This is a genomic window from Acinetobacter halobius (genome assembly GCF_044130335.1).
Lineage (GTDB): Bacteria > Pseudomonadota > Gammaproteobacteria > Pseudomonadales > Moraxellaceae > Acinetobacter.
The window spans coordinates 56,346-72,821 of sequence record NZ_JBIQOD010000001.1; the positions used below are offsets into that span (position 1 = coordinate 56,346).

General features: G+C 41.5%; 15 protein-coding genes. 5 read left to right on the top strand and 10 right to left on the bottom strand.

Features of this window, described 5'->3' with window-relative positions:
- Positions 1 to 7: 7 nt before the first annotated feature.
- Genes ACE01U_RS00250 through ACE01U_RS00285 form a run of 8 tightly spaced genes read right to left on the bottom strand, consistent with a single transcriptional unit; the run spans position 8 to position 7,730 of the window.
- Positions 8 to 796 carry an amino acid ABC transporter ATP-binding protein gene (locus ACE01U_RS00250; protein ID WP_110975435.1) on the bottom strand — a complete coding sequence of 263 codons (789 nt, stop codon included), beginning with the start codon at positions 794 to 796 and terminating at the stop codon, positions 8 to 10.
- Positions 786 to 1,703, bottom strand: a complete 918-nt coding sequence (locus ACE01U_RS00255; protein ID WP_086209385.1) for an amino acid ABC transporter permease — start codon at positions 1,701 to 1,703, stop codon at positions 786 to 788. Before ACE01U_RS00255 ends, ACE01U_RS00250 begins: the two co-directional genes overlap by 11 nt.
- Positions 1,700 to 2,248, bottom strand: a complete 549-nt coding sequence (locus tag ACE01U_RS00260) for a GNAT family N-acetyltransferase (RefSeq protein ID WP_086209386.1) — start codon at positions 2,246 to 2,248, stop codon at positions 1,700 to 1,702. Before ACE01U_RS00260 ends, ACE01U_RS00255 begins: the two co-directional genes overlap by 4 nt.
- A 9-nt stretch (positions 2,249 to 2,257) precedes the next feature.
- The gene (locus ACE01U_RS00265) at positions 2,258 to 3,226 is read right to left on the bottom strand and encodes an ABC transporter substrate-binding protein (protein WP_395552997.1); all 969 of its coding nucleotides are present in this window, start codon (positions 3,224 to 3,226) and stop codon (positions 2,258 to 2,260) included.
- 1 nt (position 3,227) lies between these two features.
- Positions 3,228 to 4,229 (bottom strand): ABC transporter substrate-binding protein, encoded by a 1,002-nt coding sequence (locus tag ACE01U_RS00270; RefSeq protein ID WP_395552998.1) that lies wholly within the window; start codon positions 4,227 to 4,229, stop codon positions 3,228 to 3,230.
- A complete protein-coding gene (locus tag ACE01U_RS00275; protein ID WP_395552999.1) occupies positions 4,216 to 5,559 on the bottom strand; it encodes an LLM class flavin-dependent oxidoreductase in 1,344 nt (447 codons plus the stop codon). The genes ACE01U_RS00270 and ACE01U_RS00275 overlap by 14 nt, the downstream gene beginning before the upstream one ends.
- 1 nt (position 5,560) lies before the next feature.
- Positions 5,561 to 6,712 carry an amidohydrolase gene (locus ACE01U_RS00280; RefSeq protein ID WP_395553000.1) on the bottom strand — a complete coding sequence of 384 codons (1,152 nt, stop codon included), beginning with the start codon at positions 6,710 to 6,712 and terminating at the stop codon, positions 5,561 to 5,563.
- A 13-nt stretch (positions 6,713 to 6,725) separates the two neighbouring features.
- Positions 6,726 to 7,730 (bottom strand): MsnO8 family LLM class oxidoreductase, encoded by a 1,005-nt coding sequence (locus tag ACE01U_RS00285; protein WP_291372776.1) that lies wholly within the window; start codon positions 7,728 to 7,730, stop codon positions 6,726 to 6,728.
- Positions 7,731 to 8,044: 314 nt separating this feature from the next.
- Between ACE01U_RS00285 and ACE01U_RS00290 the strand changes: the two genes are divergently transcribed.
- The 5 genes from ACE01U_RS00290 to ACE01U_RS00310 all read left to right on the top strand — a co-directional run bounded on the left by ACE01U_RS00290 (position 8,045) and on the right by ACE01U_RS00310 (position 13,794).
- Entirely contained in the window at positions 8,045 to 10,582 is a 2,538-nt protein-coding gene (locus ACE01U_RS00290; RefSeq protein WP_395553001.1) for a TonB-dependent receptor plug domain-containing protein, read from the top strand.
- A gap of 137 nt (positions 10,583 to 10,719) precedes the next feature.
- The gene (locus ACE01U_RS00295) at positions 10,720 to 11,340 is read left to right on the top strand and encodes a glutathione S-transferase family protein (protein ID WP_395553002.1); all 621 of its coding nucleotides are present in this window, start codon (positions 10,720 to 10,722) and stop codon (positions 11,338 to 11,340) included.
- A gap of 448 nt (positions 11,341 to 11,788) precedes the next feature.
- Positions 11,789 to 12,622 (top strand): energy transducer TonB, encoded by an 834-nt coding sequence (locus ACE01U_RS00300; RefSeq protein WP_110975327.1) that lies wholly within the window; start codon positions 11,789 to 11,791, stop codon positions 12,620 to 12,622.
- Positions 12,623 to 12,653: 31 nt separating this feature from the next.
- Positions 12,654 to 13,388: a MotA/TolQ/ExbB proton channel family protein gene (locus tag ACE01U_RS00305; protein ID WP_395553003.1), complete on the top strand. Its 735-nt coding sequence runs from the start codon at positions 12,654 to 12,656 to the stop codon at positions 13,386 to 13,388.
- A 1-nt stretch (position 13,389) separates the two neighbouring features.
- Positions 13,390 to 13,794, top strand: coding sequence for an ExbD/TolR family protein (locus tag ACE01U_RS00310; protein ID WP_086209396.1), 405 nt, complete (start codon positions 13,390 to 13,392; stop codon positions 13,792 to 13,794).
- A gap of 267 nt (positions 13,795 to 14,061) precedes the next feature.
- Here ACE01U_RS00310 and ACE01U_RS00315 read toward each other — a convergent pair whose 3' ends face one another.
- Together ACE01U_RS00315 and ACE01U_RS00320 are read right to left on the bottom strand one after the other, a co-directional pair.
- Positions 14,062 to 15,225: a DUF2135 domain-containing protein gene (locus ACE01U_RS00315; protein ID WP_395553004.1), complete on the bottom strand. Its 1,164-nt coding sequence runs from the start codon at positions 15,223 to 15,225 to the stop codon at positions 14,062 to 14,064.
- 239 nt (positions 15,226 to 15,464) lie between these two features.
- Positions 15,465 to 16,409 (bottom strand): LysR family transcriptional regulator, encoded by a 945-nt coding sequence (locus ACE01U_RS00320; protein ID WP_395553005.1) that lies wholly within the window; start codon positions 16,407 to 16,409, stop codon positions 15,465 to 15,467.
- Positions 16,410 to 16,476 lie beyond the last annotated feature (67 nt).

Below are 16,476 nucleotides of genomic sequence, written 5' to 3' on the forward strand. Positions count from 1 at the left end.
TTTAAAATTATAAAACCCGAGACAAGAAGTTTTGAGTACGCTCTTCTTTGGGATGCTCAAGAACCTGTTGAACGCTACCTTGTTCAACTATTCTCCCCTGATCCATAAACACCACATGGTCGGCAACTTCTCGTGCAAAAGCAATTTCATGCGTTACAATTACCATGGTTTTACCTAATTTCGCCAAGCTTTTGATTACATTTAAGACTTCTCCTACCAACTCAGGATCCAAGGCGGACGTTGGCTCATCAAATAAGATCACTTTGGGGTCTAATGCTAAAGCTCTGGCAATCGCAACACGCTGCTGCTGACCACCAGAAAGTTGTTTGGGCCATGCTTCAACTTTATCTCTTAGCCCCACTAAACCTAATAATTGATTGGCTTTTAAAATGGCTTGATCTTTACTGAGTTTTTTATGGGCCAAGGGTGCTTCAATAATATTTTGCAAAACATTTAAATGTGGAAATAAATTAAAATTCTGAAACACATAACCGACAGATTTACGCTGTTTTAAAATATCTCGTTCTTTTAATTCATAAAGTTTATCACCTTTTTTACGATAGCCGATAAACTCATCATCAATTTGAATAAATCCTGCATCCACACGTTCTAAATGATTTATCGTTCGTAATAATGTTGATTTACCTGACCCTGAAGGACCAATAATTACCGTGACAGAGCCCGCAGGAATATCAAGGCTAATATCCTGTAATGCCGCATGTCCTGCATAGTTTTTAAATACATGGCTCACTTGAATATGACCATTTGCAGGAGATGTTGCTTGATTAATGATCATAACTAGCTCCTATACGCGGTTGAGTCGTGTGTGGCTGCGTTTTCTTGAAAAAAGCAAAACTATTAATGGCTGATTTCCGCTCGCCTTTTGCCAATATTTTTTCGATATACCATTGGACGATGGAAAAAACACTGGTGACGATGACATACCAAACGGCAGCAACCATCAACAATGGAATCACTTCTTGGTTACGGTTATAGATCATTTGTACGGTGTAAAAGAGTTCAGGCATTGCTAAAACATACACAATTGATGTGCCTTTAGATAAACCGACACATTCGTTGATAATCGCTGGAATGATACTGCGAATAGATTGCGGTAAAATAATCCGTGTTGTACGACGCCACCATGACAAACCCAACGCTGCCGCTGCTTCAAATTGACCATGATCGACCGACAAAATCCCACCACGGATGACTTCCGCGGTATAAGCGCTTTGTACAATCACCAAACCGACTAAAGCCGTTGAAAATTGATCCAATGCATTGATGGTTTTAAACTGGGCAAAGACCGTGTCGGTAAACGGTACACCGACATTGATATATTCATATAAATAAGAAAAGTTATAGAGAATAATCAATACCAACAGCAGTGGTAATGATCTGAACATCCAGATATACACCCATGCCAATGAGCGAATTAACCATGAGGAAGACAGTCTCATCATGGCTACAATGGTGCCCAAAATTAAACTAAACACGATTGACCAAAAGGTCAGTTTCAGAGTCATCAACAAACCCTGAAGAATCGCAGGGTCAAAGAACCACTGTCTAAAAACAGGCCATCCCCAGTTTTTGTTGGAAAAAATCGACTCAGCAACCACTGCAATAATTAATACTGAAAATGCAACACCAATGTAGCGTAGCGGATGACGTGCTGGAACGATTTTATAGTGCTCTAAACTCATGCGACCTCCTTTTGCAGTAACGTCTTTCTAAAAGGAAGCCCACCGTGTAAAGGTGCGCCGATATAGCGATCAAAATTAAAATCTGGGGTGAGTTCAAACTGCGGTTCATAGCCTAGGCTCAAATACAATTTCACGGCTGGAATTTGTTTAAACCCCGTGGTAAGAAAAATCTTGCTATACCCCGCAGCAAGCGCACTTCGTTCCAACTCTTTGACTATTTTTGCAGCCAGCCCTTGTTTACGTAAGTTTTGATGTGACCAAATCCGTTTCAGCTCTGCGGTTTCTGCGTCATAGCGTTTATAGGCACCCATTGCAATCACTTCATCATCACGTTTCAGTACCACAAACAATCCATGTGGCGGTAAAAAATCTTCCGCCCCTTCATAGCGTTCCCGATGTGTGGCTTTTTTACGTTCATCAATGACTTGAGCATCTTGACGTGAAAAAAAATCACCATAAATTTCTTCATATTCAGCAAATAACTGATCCAGTAAAGGCTGTGCTTCAGGCACATCAACAGGCATTTGGATAAATTTTTCTTGCATAATGACCTCTTATTTATCCTGAATCAGTGGGTTAATCACTGATTGTGGAATTCCTTCATTTTGTAAATTCCAACGTGATAGGGCTTGGGCATATGTCCCATTCGCAATGACCCCGTTTATAGATGATTGAACAGCATTCACTAAGCCTGTACCCTTTTTCACAGCAACAGCAACCGACCACGTCCCATCTAATGCGCCCACGGCTTTAATATTGGCACCATTGGCCTGTTGCCATACCCCCATTACATTGGGAATGAGGTAGGCATCGACACGGCCAGATTGCAATGCCAAAGCCGCAGCTGCACCATCTTCCAAATAAATGGGCTGTGCTGGGTTCAACCCTTTTTGTCGATTGTTTTCAATCCAGTTCAACAGTAGCCGTTCTTGATTGGTGCCAGAACCAACCACAATTTTGAGTCCAGCAATATCATCAGGCATTCTAATTGCTTGGATTTTGCTGCCTTTGGTCACATAAAAAGCCAACATATCCTGACGATAGGTTGCAAAGTCGTATTTCTGCTTACGTTGTTCTGTGACCGCAATATTACTGAATACAGCATCGAATTTTCCCGACGCCAAACCAAGTGGCCAGTTTTCCCACGAGGTTGGAATCACTCGGAGCTTGAGACCTAAACTGTCGGCAATTAACTGTGCAATATCAATTTCACTACCTATACGGGTCTGGTTATCTTCGGCCAGAACATGGAGGGGTGGAAAACTGTTGGTTCCCACAGCAACAGTAAAATAACCCTCATTTACAAACTTAAAACCTTGAGGCAATTGAGCAATTGCCTCTAGATTTTTAGTCGTATGAATAGCCACCGTGTTATTTCTTAAAGTCTGTTGCTCTTTTTCCGAAAAAGCAGTTTTCAAATGATTTTCTTGCACATGAGTTGCTGTCTCATTGTTATAGCAACCCATCACACTTAAAGTCGCCAGTGTCAGACCAAAAGCCACCGCTGTCTGGGCGTTATACATTTTAGTCTCCCAGCCCTGGCGGGTTAATGACAGAATGTTGAATCGCTTCTGCCTGTGCTCCCCACCGTTCTAAGACTTTTTGATATTCTCCCGTTTGAATTACCCCGTTTAAAGCCGTCTGTACCGCATCAACCAAACCACTGCCTTTTTTGAGCGTGACACCCAATTCGGCAGATCGTGTTCCTCCCCCAAGTGCTGTCCCTGCCAAACGGATTTTTGCACCATTTGCCGCTTGCCATGCATAGGCAACATTAGGACCAAATAAAGCATCAACTCGCCCAGACTGGAGCGCCAAACTTGCGGATGCACCATCATCGTAATAAAGAGCCTGCCCTGGTGGCAGCCCTTTCTTTTTATTGTCCTCAATCCAGTCCAGCAGTACTTTTTCCTGATTGGTACCAGAACCAACGATCACTTTTAAACCAGAAATATCATCAGAGCCTTTGATCGTTTTAACTTTACTTTTCTCTGCGACGTAAAAAGCCAGTACATCTTGGCGATAAGTCGCAAAATCAAATTTCTCTTTACGTTCTTTGGTCACGGTGACATTGGCAATGGCAGCATCATATTTGCCACTAATCACCCCGAGTGGCCAGTCCTCCCAAGACGTTCGAACTAATTTCAGCTTTAAACCCAAACTGTCTGCAATCAAACGGGCAATATCAATTTCAGTACCAATATAGGTTTGATTATCAGGCCCCAATACACTTAAAGGTGGCGCTCCTGAAATAGCCGCAACGGTAAAATAACCCGTATTTACAAACTTAAAATCTTTTGGAATTTTTTGACTGGCTTCCGCATTGTGAGCAACATGAATCGGCGTCATATTCTCTTTCAACTTTGCAAGCTCACGGCTATAAAAATCGGTTTTATCGGTCGATTTTGTAGACTCGGCTGTTGAGCTAGCTGTTTGATTAGATGTTTGTTCTTTACCACATCCAACCAGAGAAATGCCTAGAAACAGTGCCAAAGCAATTGTCAAAGGTGTTTTATTCAACCGCATGAATCTGTTCCTTTTCTGATGATTCAAATTGATTTTCTGGTCGCTTTAAACCAAAACTAGAGCGTAAAGTGGTCCCTGGATATTCGGTACGATATAGCCCGCGCTGTTGTAGCAATGGCACAACTTTTTCGATGAAGGTATCTAAAGTTTTAGGGGTTGCACCCGCAATGATGAAGCCATCTGTCGCCTCTTCTTTTACCCACAGTTCTAACTGATCTGCGACTTCTTCTACCGTTCCAGCAAAAGGTGGACGTGGTGTGGCAGATTGAAGTGCGACCTGACGTAGGGTTAAACTCTCTGCTTTGGCTTTGCGTTTAATTTCATCAGTACCACTTTTGAAGCTGTTTTCACCCAGTGTGCCTAGTTCTGGAAATGGTGCATCGAGTTCATACTGAGAAAAATCATGGTGTTCAAAGAAGCGCCCCAAATAATTCAGTGCGTCCTCTATCGTCACCAAAGCAGCAGTTTCAAGATATTGACGCTCTACGTCCTCAGCAGAATCTCCAATCAAAACTCCAATGCCTTGGAAAATCAGCAAATCATCTGCCTCACGACCATTCTTAATCACTTGTTGTTTCACATCTAAGTAAAATGCTTGTGCTTCTTCCAAAGAGGCTTGATGGGTAAAAATCGCATCGGCATGTTTCGCGGCTAATGCACGACCTGCACCTGATGCCCCTGCTTGGAATAGAATCGGGCGGTCTTGTGGCGAACGCTCTACATTGAGTGGCCCTGCCACTTCAAAGTGTTTACCTTTATGATTTAACGTATGTAATTTACTGCGTTCAAAGAATTGCCCTGTTCCTTTATTGCGAACGAAAGCACCCTCACCCCACGAGTCCCAAAGCCCTTTGGCCACTTGCAAATATTCATCTGCAATTTCATAACGTTGACTGTGCTCAGGATGCTGTTTGCGGGTATGATTTTTTGCAGTACCTTCAAGTGGTGTCGTTACGACATTCCATCCCGCACGTCCGCCACTTAAATGATCCAGACTGGCAAACTGACGCGCAATGGTAAACGGCTCGCTATACGAGGTCGACACCGTACCCACCAAACCAATATTTTGCGTCACACTGGCTAGGGCTGAAAGCAACGTAATCGGTTCAAAACGATTGAGAAAATGAGGAATTGATTTTTCATTGATATATAGACCATCAGCCACAAAGACAAAATCAAACTTTGCCTGTTCTGCCTGAAGCGCTACATTTTTGGCAAATTCAAAATTAATACTAGCATCGACCACCGCTTCAGGATGGCGCCATGCAGACATATTTCCGTTTGCACCGTGTAAGATAGTTCCAAGGCGAATTTGTTTGTTATTACTCATGTTAGACCTCTGCGTTTTTATGAATAGACTCAAGTGCTTGTGTTGCTAAGGCAGCAAAGTACTGAGCAGCTGGATAAATTAAGGATTCATTGGGTTGATATTGTGGGTGATGCAAACCGAAGTGACTGGCACTGCCGATACTGACAAATGCACCGGGGATCTGTTCTAAATAGGCGCCAAAATCTTCACCGATCAAATAAAGCGGCGCCTCTTGCACCTCATAACCTTGCGCATGTGCAACGCTTTGACTCAGTTCAGCCCATGTTGCAGTGTTGATTAATGCAGCGGGGCCATTGTCCCAATCCACAGCAATCTCAACTGAATGAGCAAGTGCAATACCTTGTGCAATTTGTTTAAGTTTTTGTTCAACGGCTAGGCGAACCTCTGGAGAATGGGTTCGTACCGTGCCCTCCAAGTGCGCTTCTTCTGGCAAGATGTTCCAACTGGTGCCTGCATGCACTTGGGTGATACTGATCACACAGGTATCCAAATTATTTATGCTGCGACTGGCAATGGTTTGCGCTGCACTAATCAACTGTGCTGCGACAACGATTGGATCTTTGGTTTCATGCGGACGCCCTGCATGACCGCCCTTGCCTTTAATCACAATTTTGAAGCGGTCAACGTTGGCATAAAATCCACCAGCACGTGTCGCAAAAGTGCCTAGAGGCAACTCAGGGACATTATGAAAACCGAAAATGGCGGATACATCTTCCAAGGCGCCACTATTGATTACCTCATAAGCACCACTATAGGTTTCTTCAGCGGGCTGAAAAATAACGCGCACCGTACCTTTTAGTTCAGACCCTTGCGCTTTAAGTAAAATCGCAGCGCCTAAAATGGTCGAGCTATGTAAATCATGTCCGCAGGCATGCATAACCCCATCGTGAGTCGAACGAAAGTCTTGTTCGATTTCTTCATGAATGGGTAAAGCGTCGATGTCTGCTCGAATAGCGACAATTGGATGACCCGTGCCAATATCCGCAATCAGTCCCGTTTTTAAACCCCAAGTTGAGGTTTCAATGCCATATTCAGACAACCATTGTTTTAACTTATCGGTGGTTCGAAACTCTTGCCCAGATAATTCTGGATGACGATGTAATTCATGTCTCCAACGGAGCAACTGCTGTTCCAGTAATGATCTATTTGGCATCAATTTCCCCAACTCAGGCTGCAAGCACAGCATGCTGTGCCAGTAAAGTTAGAGATTTCAAACGTGTTGCATGATCCAACAGTGGCGATTCCACAATAAATTCATGGATACCAAATTGTTGATGCAAAGCATGTAATTGCTGATGAACATCATCGACCGTCCCTTTGATAATATTCAGTTGCTCTTTTTTAAGGCTTTTAATTGCAGATTGAGCTTGTCTCGAAAACTCTTGCCCGCTTTGTTCATTCGGTATCTTTACGCGTTGACCATTCTCAAGCTCCAACGTCCAAACAGATAGTCCTGCTGCCAGTTCTTCCGCTTGATCGCGGCTATCTGCCACAATAATTTGTGCAGCAACAATCGCCTTTTTCCCAGAGGAGTAGCTTGAGTAAGTTTGCAAAGCATCTTGAAGCAAGTTGGCATCGCCATTCAAATGCGCAGCAAATACGAAATTCCAGCCTAAATCTGCTGCAAGTCGAGCACTTTCAATGCTCGCACCCAATAAGAACTTTTCTGCAAGTTGCTGAGGTGCTGGTGTTGCAGCAACCTGATCAGGCTGATTTCGATCTAACTTTGCATGTAAATAATGATCTAATGCTTGTAACTGCGCCTTAAAGTCGCCCTTTTGTGTCTGATCTAAACCCAGCTGTAATGCTTGAGTTGAAACAGGAAAACCACCAGGTGCTTTGCCTACACCCAAGTCCACGCGGTTATGCGCAAGACTGGCCAAAACATTAAAATTTTCCGCAACTTTATAAGGACTGTAGTGCTGCAACATCACCCCACCCGAGCCAATTCGAATACTTTTAGTCTGTGCCAACAACCATGCAATCAAGATTTCAGGTGATGGACTAGATAACACAGCCGTGGAATGGTGCTCAGCAACCCAATAACGATAAAAACCTAATGCTTCTGCTGTTTGAGCAATTTGCAATGCATTTTTAAATGACTGTTCCGCACTGATGCCTTCAGCTTTTGGGCATTTATCCAGTATGCTTAATTTATAACTCAGCCCCATTTTCTATTTTCCAGAAGATTTAAAGTTGGAACCTATTAAACAAATTTACGGTTTGAAAATTAAATATTAAATAAACTTAAAGTTATATAAAAAAGAGCAAAAACTAATTTTAAATAAAAAAATAATCTATTATAAAAAATAATGAATTACTTATTTAAAAACACAAAAAAAACTTTTAATTAAAAATGATATTAAAATGACTATTTAATATTTAACAATAAAAAAACAGTCTATATATTGACTCACAGAATATACACATTCTTTCGTTTATTGATTCAAACAAAGCCATCCAAATCACATCAGTGGAAAACATAATGCTGCAATTCAAGTTAAAACAGCCTCTGCCTGAAAAGCCGGGTTTTAAAATATCCCCTCTCTATCAATCCATTTTTTTTGCATTAACTTGCGGAGTGACAGGTTCTCTCTATGCTGAAGATATTCAGCAAAAAGATGTAACACCTGTTGAAAAAGAAGATGTTCAACAACTCGAAAGTGTGGTGGTGGTAGGTAACCGTGGTGGTATTCGTACCATCACTGAAAGTCCCGCACCTGTGGACATCATTAGTGGTGAACAACTCGTCAAACAAGGTAACACCCTTGCTTTAAGAGATATTTTGGCAAAAGTGATTCCCTCTTTTAGTGTGGCTACCGTACCTAGCCAACCCGATGGTTATGGGGCTGTTGCACGTTCTGCGGGTTTACGTGGCTTGGGTGGTGGGCATACACTCGTGCTGGTCAACGGTAAACGTCGCCATGTCGGTGCTTTGGCCATTAACAAATATGGTTTTGGCGAGGGCTACCAAGCAGCGGACTTAGATCTGATTCCAATTGGTGCTATTGCACGAGTTGAAGTTTTACGTGATGGAGCAGCCGCTCAATATGGCTCCGATGCGATTGCAGGGGTAATCAATATTGTGCTCAAATCAGCAGATCATGGTGGCAATATTAGTGCCACCTATGGTGGTCGTGAGCATTATTCAGGCACTGACCGCAATGGAGAAACCTTCCAACTGAATGCCAACGTTGGTGCACCATTGGGTCAAGACGGATTTATTAATTTTGGTTTTGACCTAAAAAATCAGGATGCTACCACCCGTGCAGGGGCCGTTTCGGGCAACATTTATTCAAAAGTAAATGGTCAAGATGACCCACGTGAAGCAACTGTAGATCGTAATTTAAATAAATTAGGTCTGCCATCAGTTGAACAGTTTAATGTTTCTGCAAATGCTGAGCTTCCTCTAAGCGATGCAGCCACGTTATATAGTTACACCACCGCGGGCTGGCGTGATGCCTCGACTGGTGCATCTTACCGTCGTCCAAATTCCAGATCAGGCATTGTTGAAATCTTTCCAAATGGTACAACCCCCGATGTCATTTTAAGTGAAACGGATGTGCAAACCGTTTGGGGACTAAAAGGAGATAACGTGCTCGGTTGGGCATGGGATGTGAGTAGTTCATATGGTAAAAATACACAAGACCACTCCACTGAAAACAATTTAAATCCATCTCTTGGTCCGTCTAGCCCAACATCATTTGGCTTACAAAAATACGATGCCTATCAATGGGTCAGCAATCTTGATTTTAAAAAGACCTTTGATATTGGAATTGGTGCAACGCCACTAAATGTTGCTTGGGGACTAGACTATCGTAAAGAAGGTTGGTCTTCTAAAGCCACCGACCCTTTAGCCTATAAAAATGGCGGTTATATTATTCCTACAGGTGATAATGCGGGTTTAACTGCGACTGTGGGAACTTTTGGTGCTCGTGTACTGTTACCTGAAGATGAAGCCGATATTAGCCGTAGTAACACCGCCGCCTATTTAGACTTAGGTTTAGATGTGACTGACAACTGGTTTGTGGGTTTAGCGGGTCGTTTTGAGCATTATGATGACAGTTCAGGCGATACCTTTAACGGTAAAATTAACAGCCGTTATGAGTTCAATCCTCAACTGGCGATACGTGGGACAGCCAGTACAGGCTTCATTGCACCCTCTTTATACCAACAAGGTTTTGCCAGTACAGGTATTGTCAGTACTGTAAACAATGGTGTTCGCTCCGATGTCTACAGTAAGTCGGTACGTACCGACTCTGCGTTAGGTCAAGCTCTCGGTGCAGAAGCACTGGATCCAACCAAATCGACCAACTTTTCACTAGGCCTAACCTATAGCCCATTTAAAAACTTTAATCTTGCAGTCGATGCTTATCGTATAGAGCTGAAAGATCGTATTGCGTCTACGGCAGGTCTTACAGGAACGGGCATCAATAACATCTTGGCAGCAAACGGTTTTTCCAACGTTAACTATGTCACCTATTATGCCAACTTATTTGATACAGAAACCAATGGTGTCGATGTTATTGCAGACTACACCCAACAATTAGAGAAATATGGTCGTATCCGCTGGAGCTTAGGTTTCAACTGGAATGAAACAGATATTACAGCCATCGCGGATAATCCAAGTCAATTGGACGGTATCAATATTGATCGTATCACCCGTCGTACCAAGGGCATGATTACCGATGCAGATCCGAAAACCAAATTCACGTTGGCTGCAAATTGGCAATACGCAAAACTGGATTTAAATACTCGCCTATCACGCTATGGTAGTTACATTGCACGCAGTGAAACAGCAGCTACAGATCAAACTTTTGGTGCCAAATGGATTGTGGATCTAGATGCCACATATAACTTTACAGACAGTCTATCCTTTACTTTAGGTGCAGACAATTTGTTCAACACTTACCCTGAAAAATCGAACATTGTTGATGGCTTAGGTGAGAATTACTATGCACAGCTTTCACCTTTTGGACTCTATGGTGGTTATTACTACGGACGTGTTAATTACCGCTTCTAAAATCTTTTAAATCTAAATACTTTGGTGAAATTGCAATATCGCTTAGGTCTTTTGACTGTTCAGAATGACGATTGCTTAAATGCTAGATTCCACCAAAGTAACGCACTTTTACATTCTAAAATTTCTGAGAAAAATATATGAGCATCACTATTTGGGGTAGACCTAACTCTTTAAATGTCCACAAAGTACTATGGCTAGCAGCCGAACTTGGACTTGAGTTTGAACACATTCCTGCGGGTCAGCAGTATGGCCTGACGGATACAGCTGAATTTTTAACGCTCAATCCCAATGGCCTGATTCCTGTCATTCAAGACGGTGACACAGTTCTGTGGGAGTCCAACACTATTTTACGTTATCTAACTGAAGTGTATGGAAAAAATTTATTATGGATTGAAGATCCACGCTTACGCTTTAGCGCAGAGAAATGGATTGACTGGTACACCACCACCGTCCTGCCTGTGTTTGGGATTGTATTTTTTAATTTGGTTCGTCAAGCACCAGACAAAAGAGATTTAGCCGCGGTCAAAGTCGCAGCAGAAAAACTAGAAAAGATTTTGGATGTTGCCAATGCTGAGTTGGCTAAACAGCCCTATCTGTCTGGCTCTAATTTTGGTGTTGCCGATATTCCTTTGGCCTTAGCACTTAATCACTGGTTCAATTTAGATGTTGAACGTCAGCATGATCATACACACTTAAAAGCATGGATTGAACGTATTAGAGCGCGTGAGCACTTTTTAAAAGTGGCTAATGTTCTTTAGTTAAGCATTATTGCTCTATTTTAAAAAATTTTAGCTTTAAATAGAATAAGGCTGTTCTATATGGACAGTCTTATTTCATTTAAATAGATTTATTTAGTAAATATATTTAAATGAAATCCAAAAATAGACATTGCGTAATTTCAACTTTATAAGCAGATATCATCAATACAAAATAGATTATATTTAATTATTATAAGAAATAAAAAAATCTATCTTTTATCATTTTTTATAAAAATACTAATCTAAAAAAATTCTTTCTATATTTTTCAAAAATCACTCATTATGCTTTCAATGTTTTATTTAACCAAATTAATTCACTCACCTGTGAATTAATAAAAAACTTAAAATTGAAAGAATATTTTATTATTCAAATTAAACCAATTTAATTGGTGAAATAAAAAATATTCTGCAATGAAAATTAAATCTTATTGAATGGTGCCTTACTGATATGAGTGAAGTCAGTCGAAGTCCTTATAAAAAGGCAATTTTGTTTGAACAACTTCAAAATGTTCAGTCCAATGTATTTCCAGCTGCAGATCCATTTGTTGCCCATTTGGCAAGTCCGATCGCAGCAGAAAAACCCGTTCAAACCCATAAGATCTTTTGGGCAATTGGTGCTGTTCTAGCATTGCATTACAGCATTTTTTATCTTGCAGAGCATCTTCCAACACCGCCGTTAGTGGTGAAAAAGCCTGAACCAATTGCGGTTGTAATTGAAAAACCCAAGGAAGAGCCACCTAAGGTGATTGAACCCAAACTTAAACAGGAAATACAAAAACCGATTATTCCTCCTGTGTCAGCAAAGCCTCAACCTGTACAAAAGCCTGTGGTTGAAAAATCCATTCAGAAGCCTGTCGAGCAGAAGCCAATTGAGCAACCTAGACCAGTCGCTAAATCAACGCCTCAAGCTGTACCACAGGCTGAACCCGCAGAAAATGTCGCACCGACCCAAAAAGTCGCTGAAGCTGTGAGTAAGCCTGCTCAAGAAAACTTGCCCGTCACGGCAGCCAAAGGTTATGCCGGTTATTTGAGTAATCCTGCCCCTGAATACCCAGAAGTGGCATTAGACCGAGGTTGGGAAGGCGTTGTGATGTTACGTGTGAAAGTCTCACCCACAGGCAGTCCTTTAGAAATCAACCTGAAAAATAGCAGCGGTAAAAAAGCACTGGATGATGCTGCTGTCAAAACTGTGAAGCGTTGGAAATTCTCGCCTGCAATGCGTGGCAATACCCCGATAGAAGGCTGGGTCGATGTTCCGATTCACTTCAAATTACCCAATTAAACTGTAAAATTTTATCTTAGGAAAATTCGATATGTCTGATATTAATACGATTATTCATGATGCAACCATTTGGCTATTGATCGGTTTTTCGATCGTAACGTGGGTGTTGATTGTGGTGAAAGCCATACAAACCTCAAAAGCCACCAAAGAAAGTAAACGCTTTGTCGACAGTTTTTGGTCAGCCCAAAACTTAGCAGAGGCGATTAACCAATCTGAAAATGCACAGGGACCTACAGCACGTATTGCTCAAACTGGTTTTAAAACTTTGACTGATGCCAATGAAAAAACCCATCAAGACTTACAACAAACGTGGAGCCGTCAGGATTTATTAGAACGACACTTACGCAAGCAAATTCTTGCTGAACGTCGCCAACTGGCGAAAGGCTCGGCTGTTCTTGCATCCATTGGTAATAATGCCCCATTTATTGGTTTATTTGGCACCGTGTTTGGGATTATTCACGCCTTACAAGCGATTGCTCAATCAGGCAGTGCCAGCATGGATGTAGTCGCAGGTCCAATTGGTCAGGCATTAGTTGCAACAGGTATTGGTATTGCTGTGGCTGTTCCTGCTGTACTTGCCTATAACTATTTTGTTCGTAAAGTAAAAGGCATTGGTGCAGATTTAGATGACTTTGCAACAGACTTTGTCAGCCTCACTCAAAAAGTAGGTTTCCAACTTCCAACCAAAACCCAAAGTACACATGTTGCGGCAAAACCAGTGACGGCACATCAACTGTCATCTCAAGAAAAGGAGGCTTTGGCTTAATATGGCTATTTCAACCTCTCAAGATGACGATGTCGTCAGTGACATTAACATTACCCCACTGGTCGACGTGATGTTGGTGTTATTGATCGTGTTTATCGTCACGGCGCCTTTATTAACCAATAGTGTGAAGGTCAACTTACCCAAAGCTGCACCAACACAATCTACAGATCAAAACAAAGCGCTGGTGATTAGCGTAAAACCTGATGGTGCAATCTTTTTGGATAAAGACCCAGTCAAACTCGAAAATTTTGAGCAAGAAATCACACAGCGTAAAAATACCAATGCGAAGTTAGCATTAAACTTAAATGCCGATGAAACTGTCCCTTATGGTACGGTGGCTAAACTCTTAGCCAGCATAGAGCGTGTTGGTGTAGAGAAATTATCGGTGATTACTGAACCGAAATAGTGGATTACTCACTGAAACCCAAGACATCTTCAACATTTCGATCTGTATTGATCCCAATGTTGTAGGTGTCTTTTTTATTGAACCTAAAAATTCGGGGTTGCAGAACTACTCTGTCCTTCGCCATTTGCCATGGTAACAACATAAACAGATCACGAAAATCTTAAATAAAAAAAGCACCCTTTGAATTAGACACAATGATCCAACTTCTGGGGTGCATTTCGTACTGGTACGGTTTATTCAGTTTAAGCCAATACGATGTTAAGAGACTTAGCGACTCACTCGCTGAATGGCTTCCTCATAGGTCGCACTTGGCTTGTATTGATTTGCCAATTGGTAATGTTGTTTAGCTTGAGTATAGTCCTGATTATTTTCATAAATTTTACCAATATTGTAATGTGAATACGCTTTGGTATTGTCATTGGACGCTAAAGCAATCGCCTTTTGATTTGCCCATAATGCCTCAGATGAACGACTCAACTTTTGATAAGCAACAGCAAGATTGCTATAGGTCTGCCCGACATTCGGATTGTAGTCAATGGATTGTTGATAAATCAGTGCAGCTTGTTCAAATTGATTGTTTTTATACGCCTTATCCGCTCTCAAATTCAGTGCCTTAGCCCTTGCCTGTGCATTGGCTGAAACAGGAACATAATGCACCTGCATCGCTTGGCTTTGATAACTCGATACAGTTGAACCCACTTGGCTTGCCCCAATGGTTGTCCCCGAAATACGGTTAATATCTTGGATTTCACCCTCTGGACTAATGCGGAACACAGTCCATAAGTTCCCTGTCAAACCCGTTGGAATATAGTAAGAGCGGATCAAAGACTCGCCTACATAAACCATAACTTTAGCTTGGCTATTCGACAGGTTCGCAGTATTGGGTTTCGCGCGGTCTGAATAATCATGCACTGAATAAACATAATATTGCCCATCTAAACGTTTATCAATCGTCACCGTTTCAGGGCCATAAGCGTCTGTGTCGTCAACATCTAAATTGGCATCTTGCCCTTGTTTATTGTCCCAATACACATGTTGATTTTTATAACTTAAATGTGAGTCCAGATCTGAAGGACTCTGCCCCCAGTTTAAAACGATTCGCATACTGTTTAAGTCTTTCAATACAGGGCTTAAAGCATAGGTCATACCATCACAAGGACATTTTGCCACCAGTGTAGAATAGCCTGATTTTTTGATAATCAATAAATTGTCTGCGCCATTTGCACTGCTACTGTTCACCGTTGCCCGACCGTCTGCGTTGGTTGAGGTTGATGCAGACTGTTCACCATTTTTTTGTAATATGACTTGTGCATCGGCAATATTTTGATCTTTTACCGTTGCACTTAAAACATGAATATTGGTTGTATCTGCATAGCTCAAAACAGGTATGCTTAAACCCAAGATAGAAGAATAAAGTAGATGTTTTTTCATTGCGTATCTCTTATTAAGATGCTTATCTCTTTTCAAAGTCTTTTTAAGACTAGGACTTAAACGTTACATTATACAAATTATGCGATACATTGGATGTATAGACGATGGCTTAAATCTTGATCTTCCGCTTAGGCTATTTTAAAAAATACTCTGCCCATTTTTATTGTTCAGCAACACTCTAGGTCAACACGAGTATTTATCATGCTCTCGCCATCTTTAAATAATCGTATATTAACAAATTAACTCCGTGTCTCTTCATTTTTCAAAACAGGTTCTAGGCTTAGTTTCTTTGCAATAAACTGGATAAAAACCTCAATTTTCGGTGCTAAGTAGCGTGTAGGCGGATAAAGCAACCAAGCATCCCCACTATAATAGGTCTTGAAATGCCAATCTGGTAATACTTGGATCAGTGCTTGGCTATTCAAAGCATGTCTCGCCATAAAATACGGCAAACTTGCAACGCCCATATGTTTTAAAGCTGCATCTAGACGGATACCCGTATGATTTGCTGAATAACGTCCTTTTACAGTTACACTGGTGGTTTTATTGCCTTTTTGAAATTTCCACTTTGAATCGCTGACTTGTTCACCTAAAAAAATACATTGATGTTGATTTAAATCACTCGGTTGCTGAGGCGTTCCATTCTTTTTTAAATACTCGGCTGTCGCCACTAAGACATGATCAATACGAATCAACTGTCGGCCCTTTAAGCCCAACGGCGGTTCATTGGTAATACGTATAGCTAGGTCAATTTCATCGTCAATAAAATCTATCAACCGATCTTCCAGTAACAGTTGAATATCTATTTGCGGATACAGTTCAAGAAACTCGGGGATATAGGGATGAATCAGATAATGCCCTACGGCTTTTGGGACACTAATCCGAACGGTGCCACTCGGTTCAGTATTGAATTTGCCTGAATGCTCAATCACTGCTTGGGCGGCTCTGACCATCTCTAGACAATGATCATAAGTTTGTTTCCCACTCTCACTTAAACGTAGTTTTCGTGTTGTTCTTTCAAGTAGCCGTGTTCCTAAAGCCCGTTCCAATCGGCTAATGGCTTTACTCACTGCGGACGGTGTATTTCCAAGCTGTCGGGCAGTTTCTGAAAAACTGCCTGTCTCCACAACTTTGACAAAAATAGCCATTTCTTGGAGTAAAGCTATACTTTGATTTGTGCTCATGAGGAAAAAGTAATTTAATTTTTTACTAGATTATCATCAATAATGAAGCCTCCTATAATCTTTTCTG

Excerpts from the sequence above, each read along its gene's own strand:
- ACE01U_RS00250 (WP_110975435.1), bottom strand. The coding sequence starts at position 796 with ATGATCATTAATCAAGCAACATCTCCTGCAAATGGTCATATTCAAGTG.
- ACE01U_RS00305 (WP_395553003.1), top strand. The coding sequence starts at position 12,654 with ATGTCTGATATTAATACGATTATTCATGATGCAACCATTTGGCTATTG.
- ACE01U_RS00275 (WP_395552999.1), bottom strand. The coding sequence starts at position 5,559 with ATGAGTAATAACAAACAAATTCGCCTTGGAACTATCTTACACGGTGCA.
- ACE01U_RS00315 (WP_395553004.1), bottom strand. The coding sequence starts at position 15,225 with ATGAAAAAACATCTACTTTATTCTTCTATCTTGGGTTTAAGCATACCT.
- ACE01U_RS00290 (WP_395553001.1), top strand. The coding sequence starts at position 8,045 with ATGCTGCAATTCAAGTTAAAACAGCCTCTGCCTGAAAAGCCGGGTTTT.
- ACE01U_RS00270 (WP_395552998.1), bottom strand. The coding sequence starts at position 4,229 with ATGCGGTTGAATAAAACACCTTTGACAATTGCTTTGGCACTGTTTCTA.
- ACE01U_RS00295 (WP_395553002.1), top strand. The coding sequence starts at position 10,720 with ATGAGCATCACTATTTGGGGTAGACCTAACTCTTTAAATGTCCACAAA.
- ACE01U_RS00300 (WP_110975327.1), top strand. The coding sequence starts at position 11,789 with ATGAGTGAAGTCAGTCGAAGTCCTTATAAAAAGGCAATTTTGTTTGAA.
- ACE01U_RS00260 (WP_086209386.1), bottom strand. The coding sequence starts at position 2,248 with ATGCAAGAAAAATTTATCCAAATGCCTGTTGATGTGCCTGAAGCACAG.
- ACE01U_RS00320 (WP_395553005.1), bottom strand. The coding sequence starts at position 16,409 with ATGAGCACAAATCAAAGTATAGCTTTACTCCAAGAAATGGCTATTTTT.
- ACE01U_RS00310 (WP_086209396.1), top strand. The coding sequence starts at position 13,390 with ATGGCTATTTCAACCTCTCAAGATGACGATGTCGTCAGTGACATTAAC.
- ACE01U_RS00265 (WP_395552997.1), bottom strand. The coding sequence starts at position 3,226 with ATGTATAACGCCCAGACAGCGGTGGCTTTTGGTCTGACACTGGCGACT.
- ACE01U_RS00285 (WP_291372776.1), bottom strand. The coding sequence starts at position 7,730 with ATGGGGCTGAGTTATAAATTAAGCATACTGGATAAATGCCCAAAAGCT.
- ACE01U_RS00255 (WP_086209385.1), bottom strand. The coding sequence starts at position 1,703 with ATGAGTTTAGAGCACTATAAAATCGTTCCAGCACGTCATCCGCTACGC.
- ACE01U_RS00280 (WP_395553000.1), bottom strand. The coding sequence starts at position 6,712 with ATGCCAAATAGATCATTACTGGAACAGCAGTTGCTCCGTTGGAGACAT.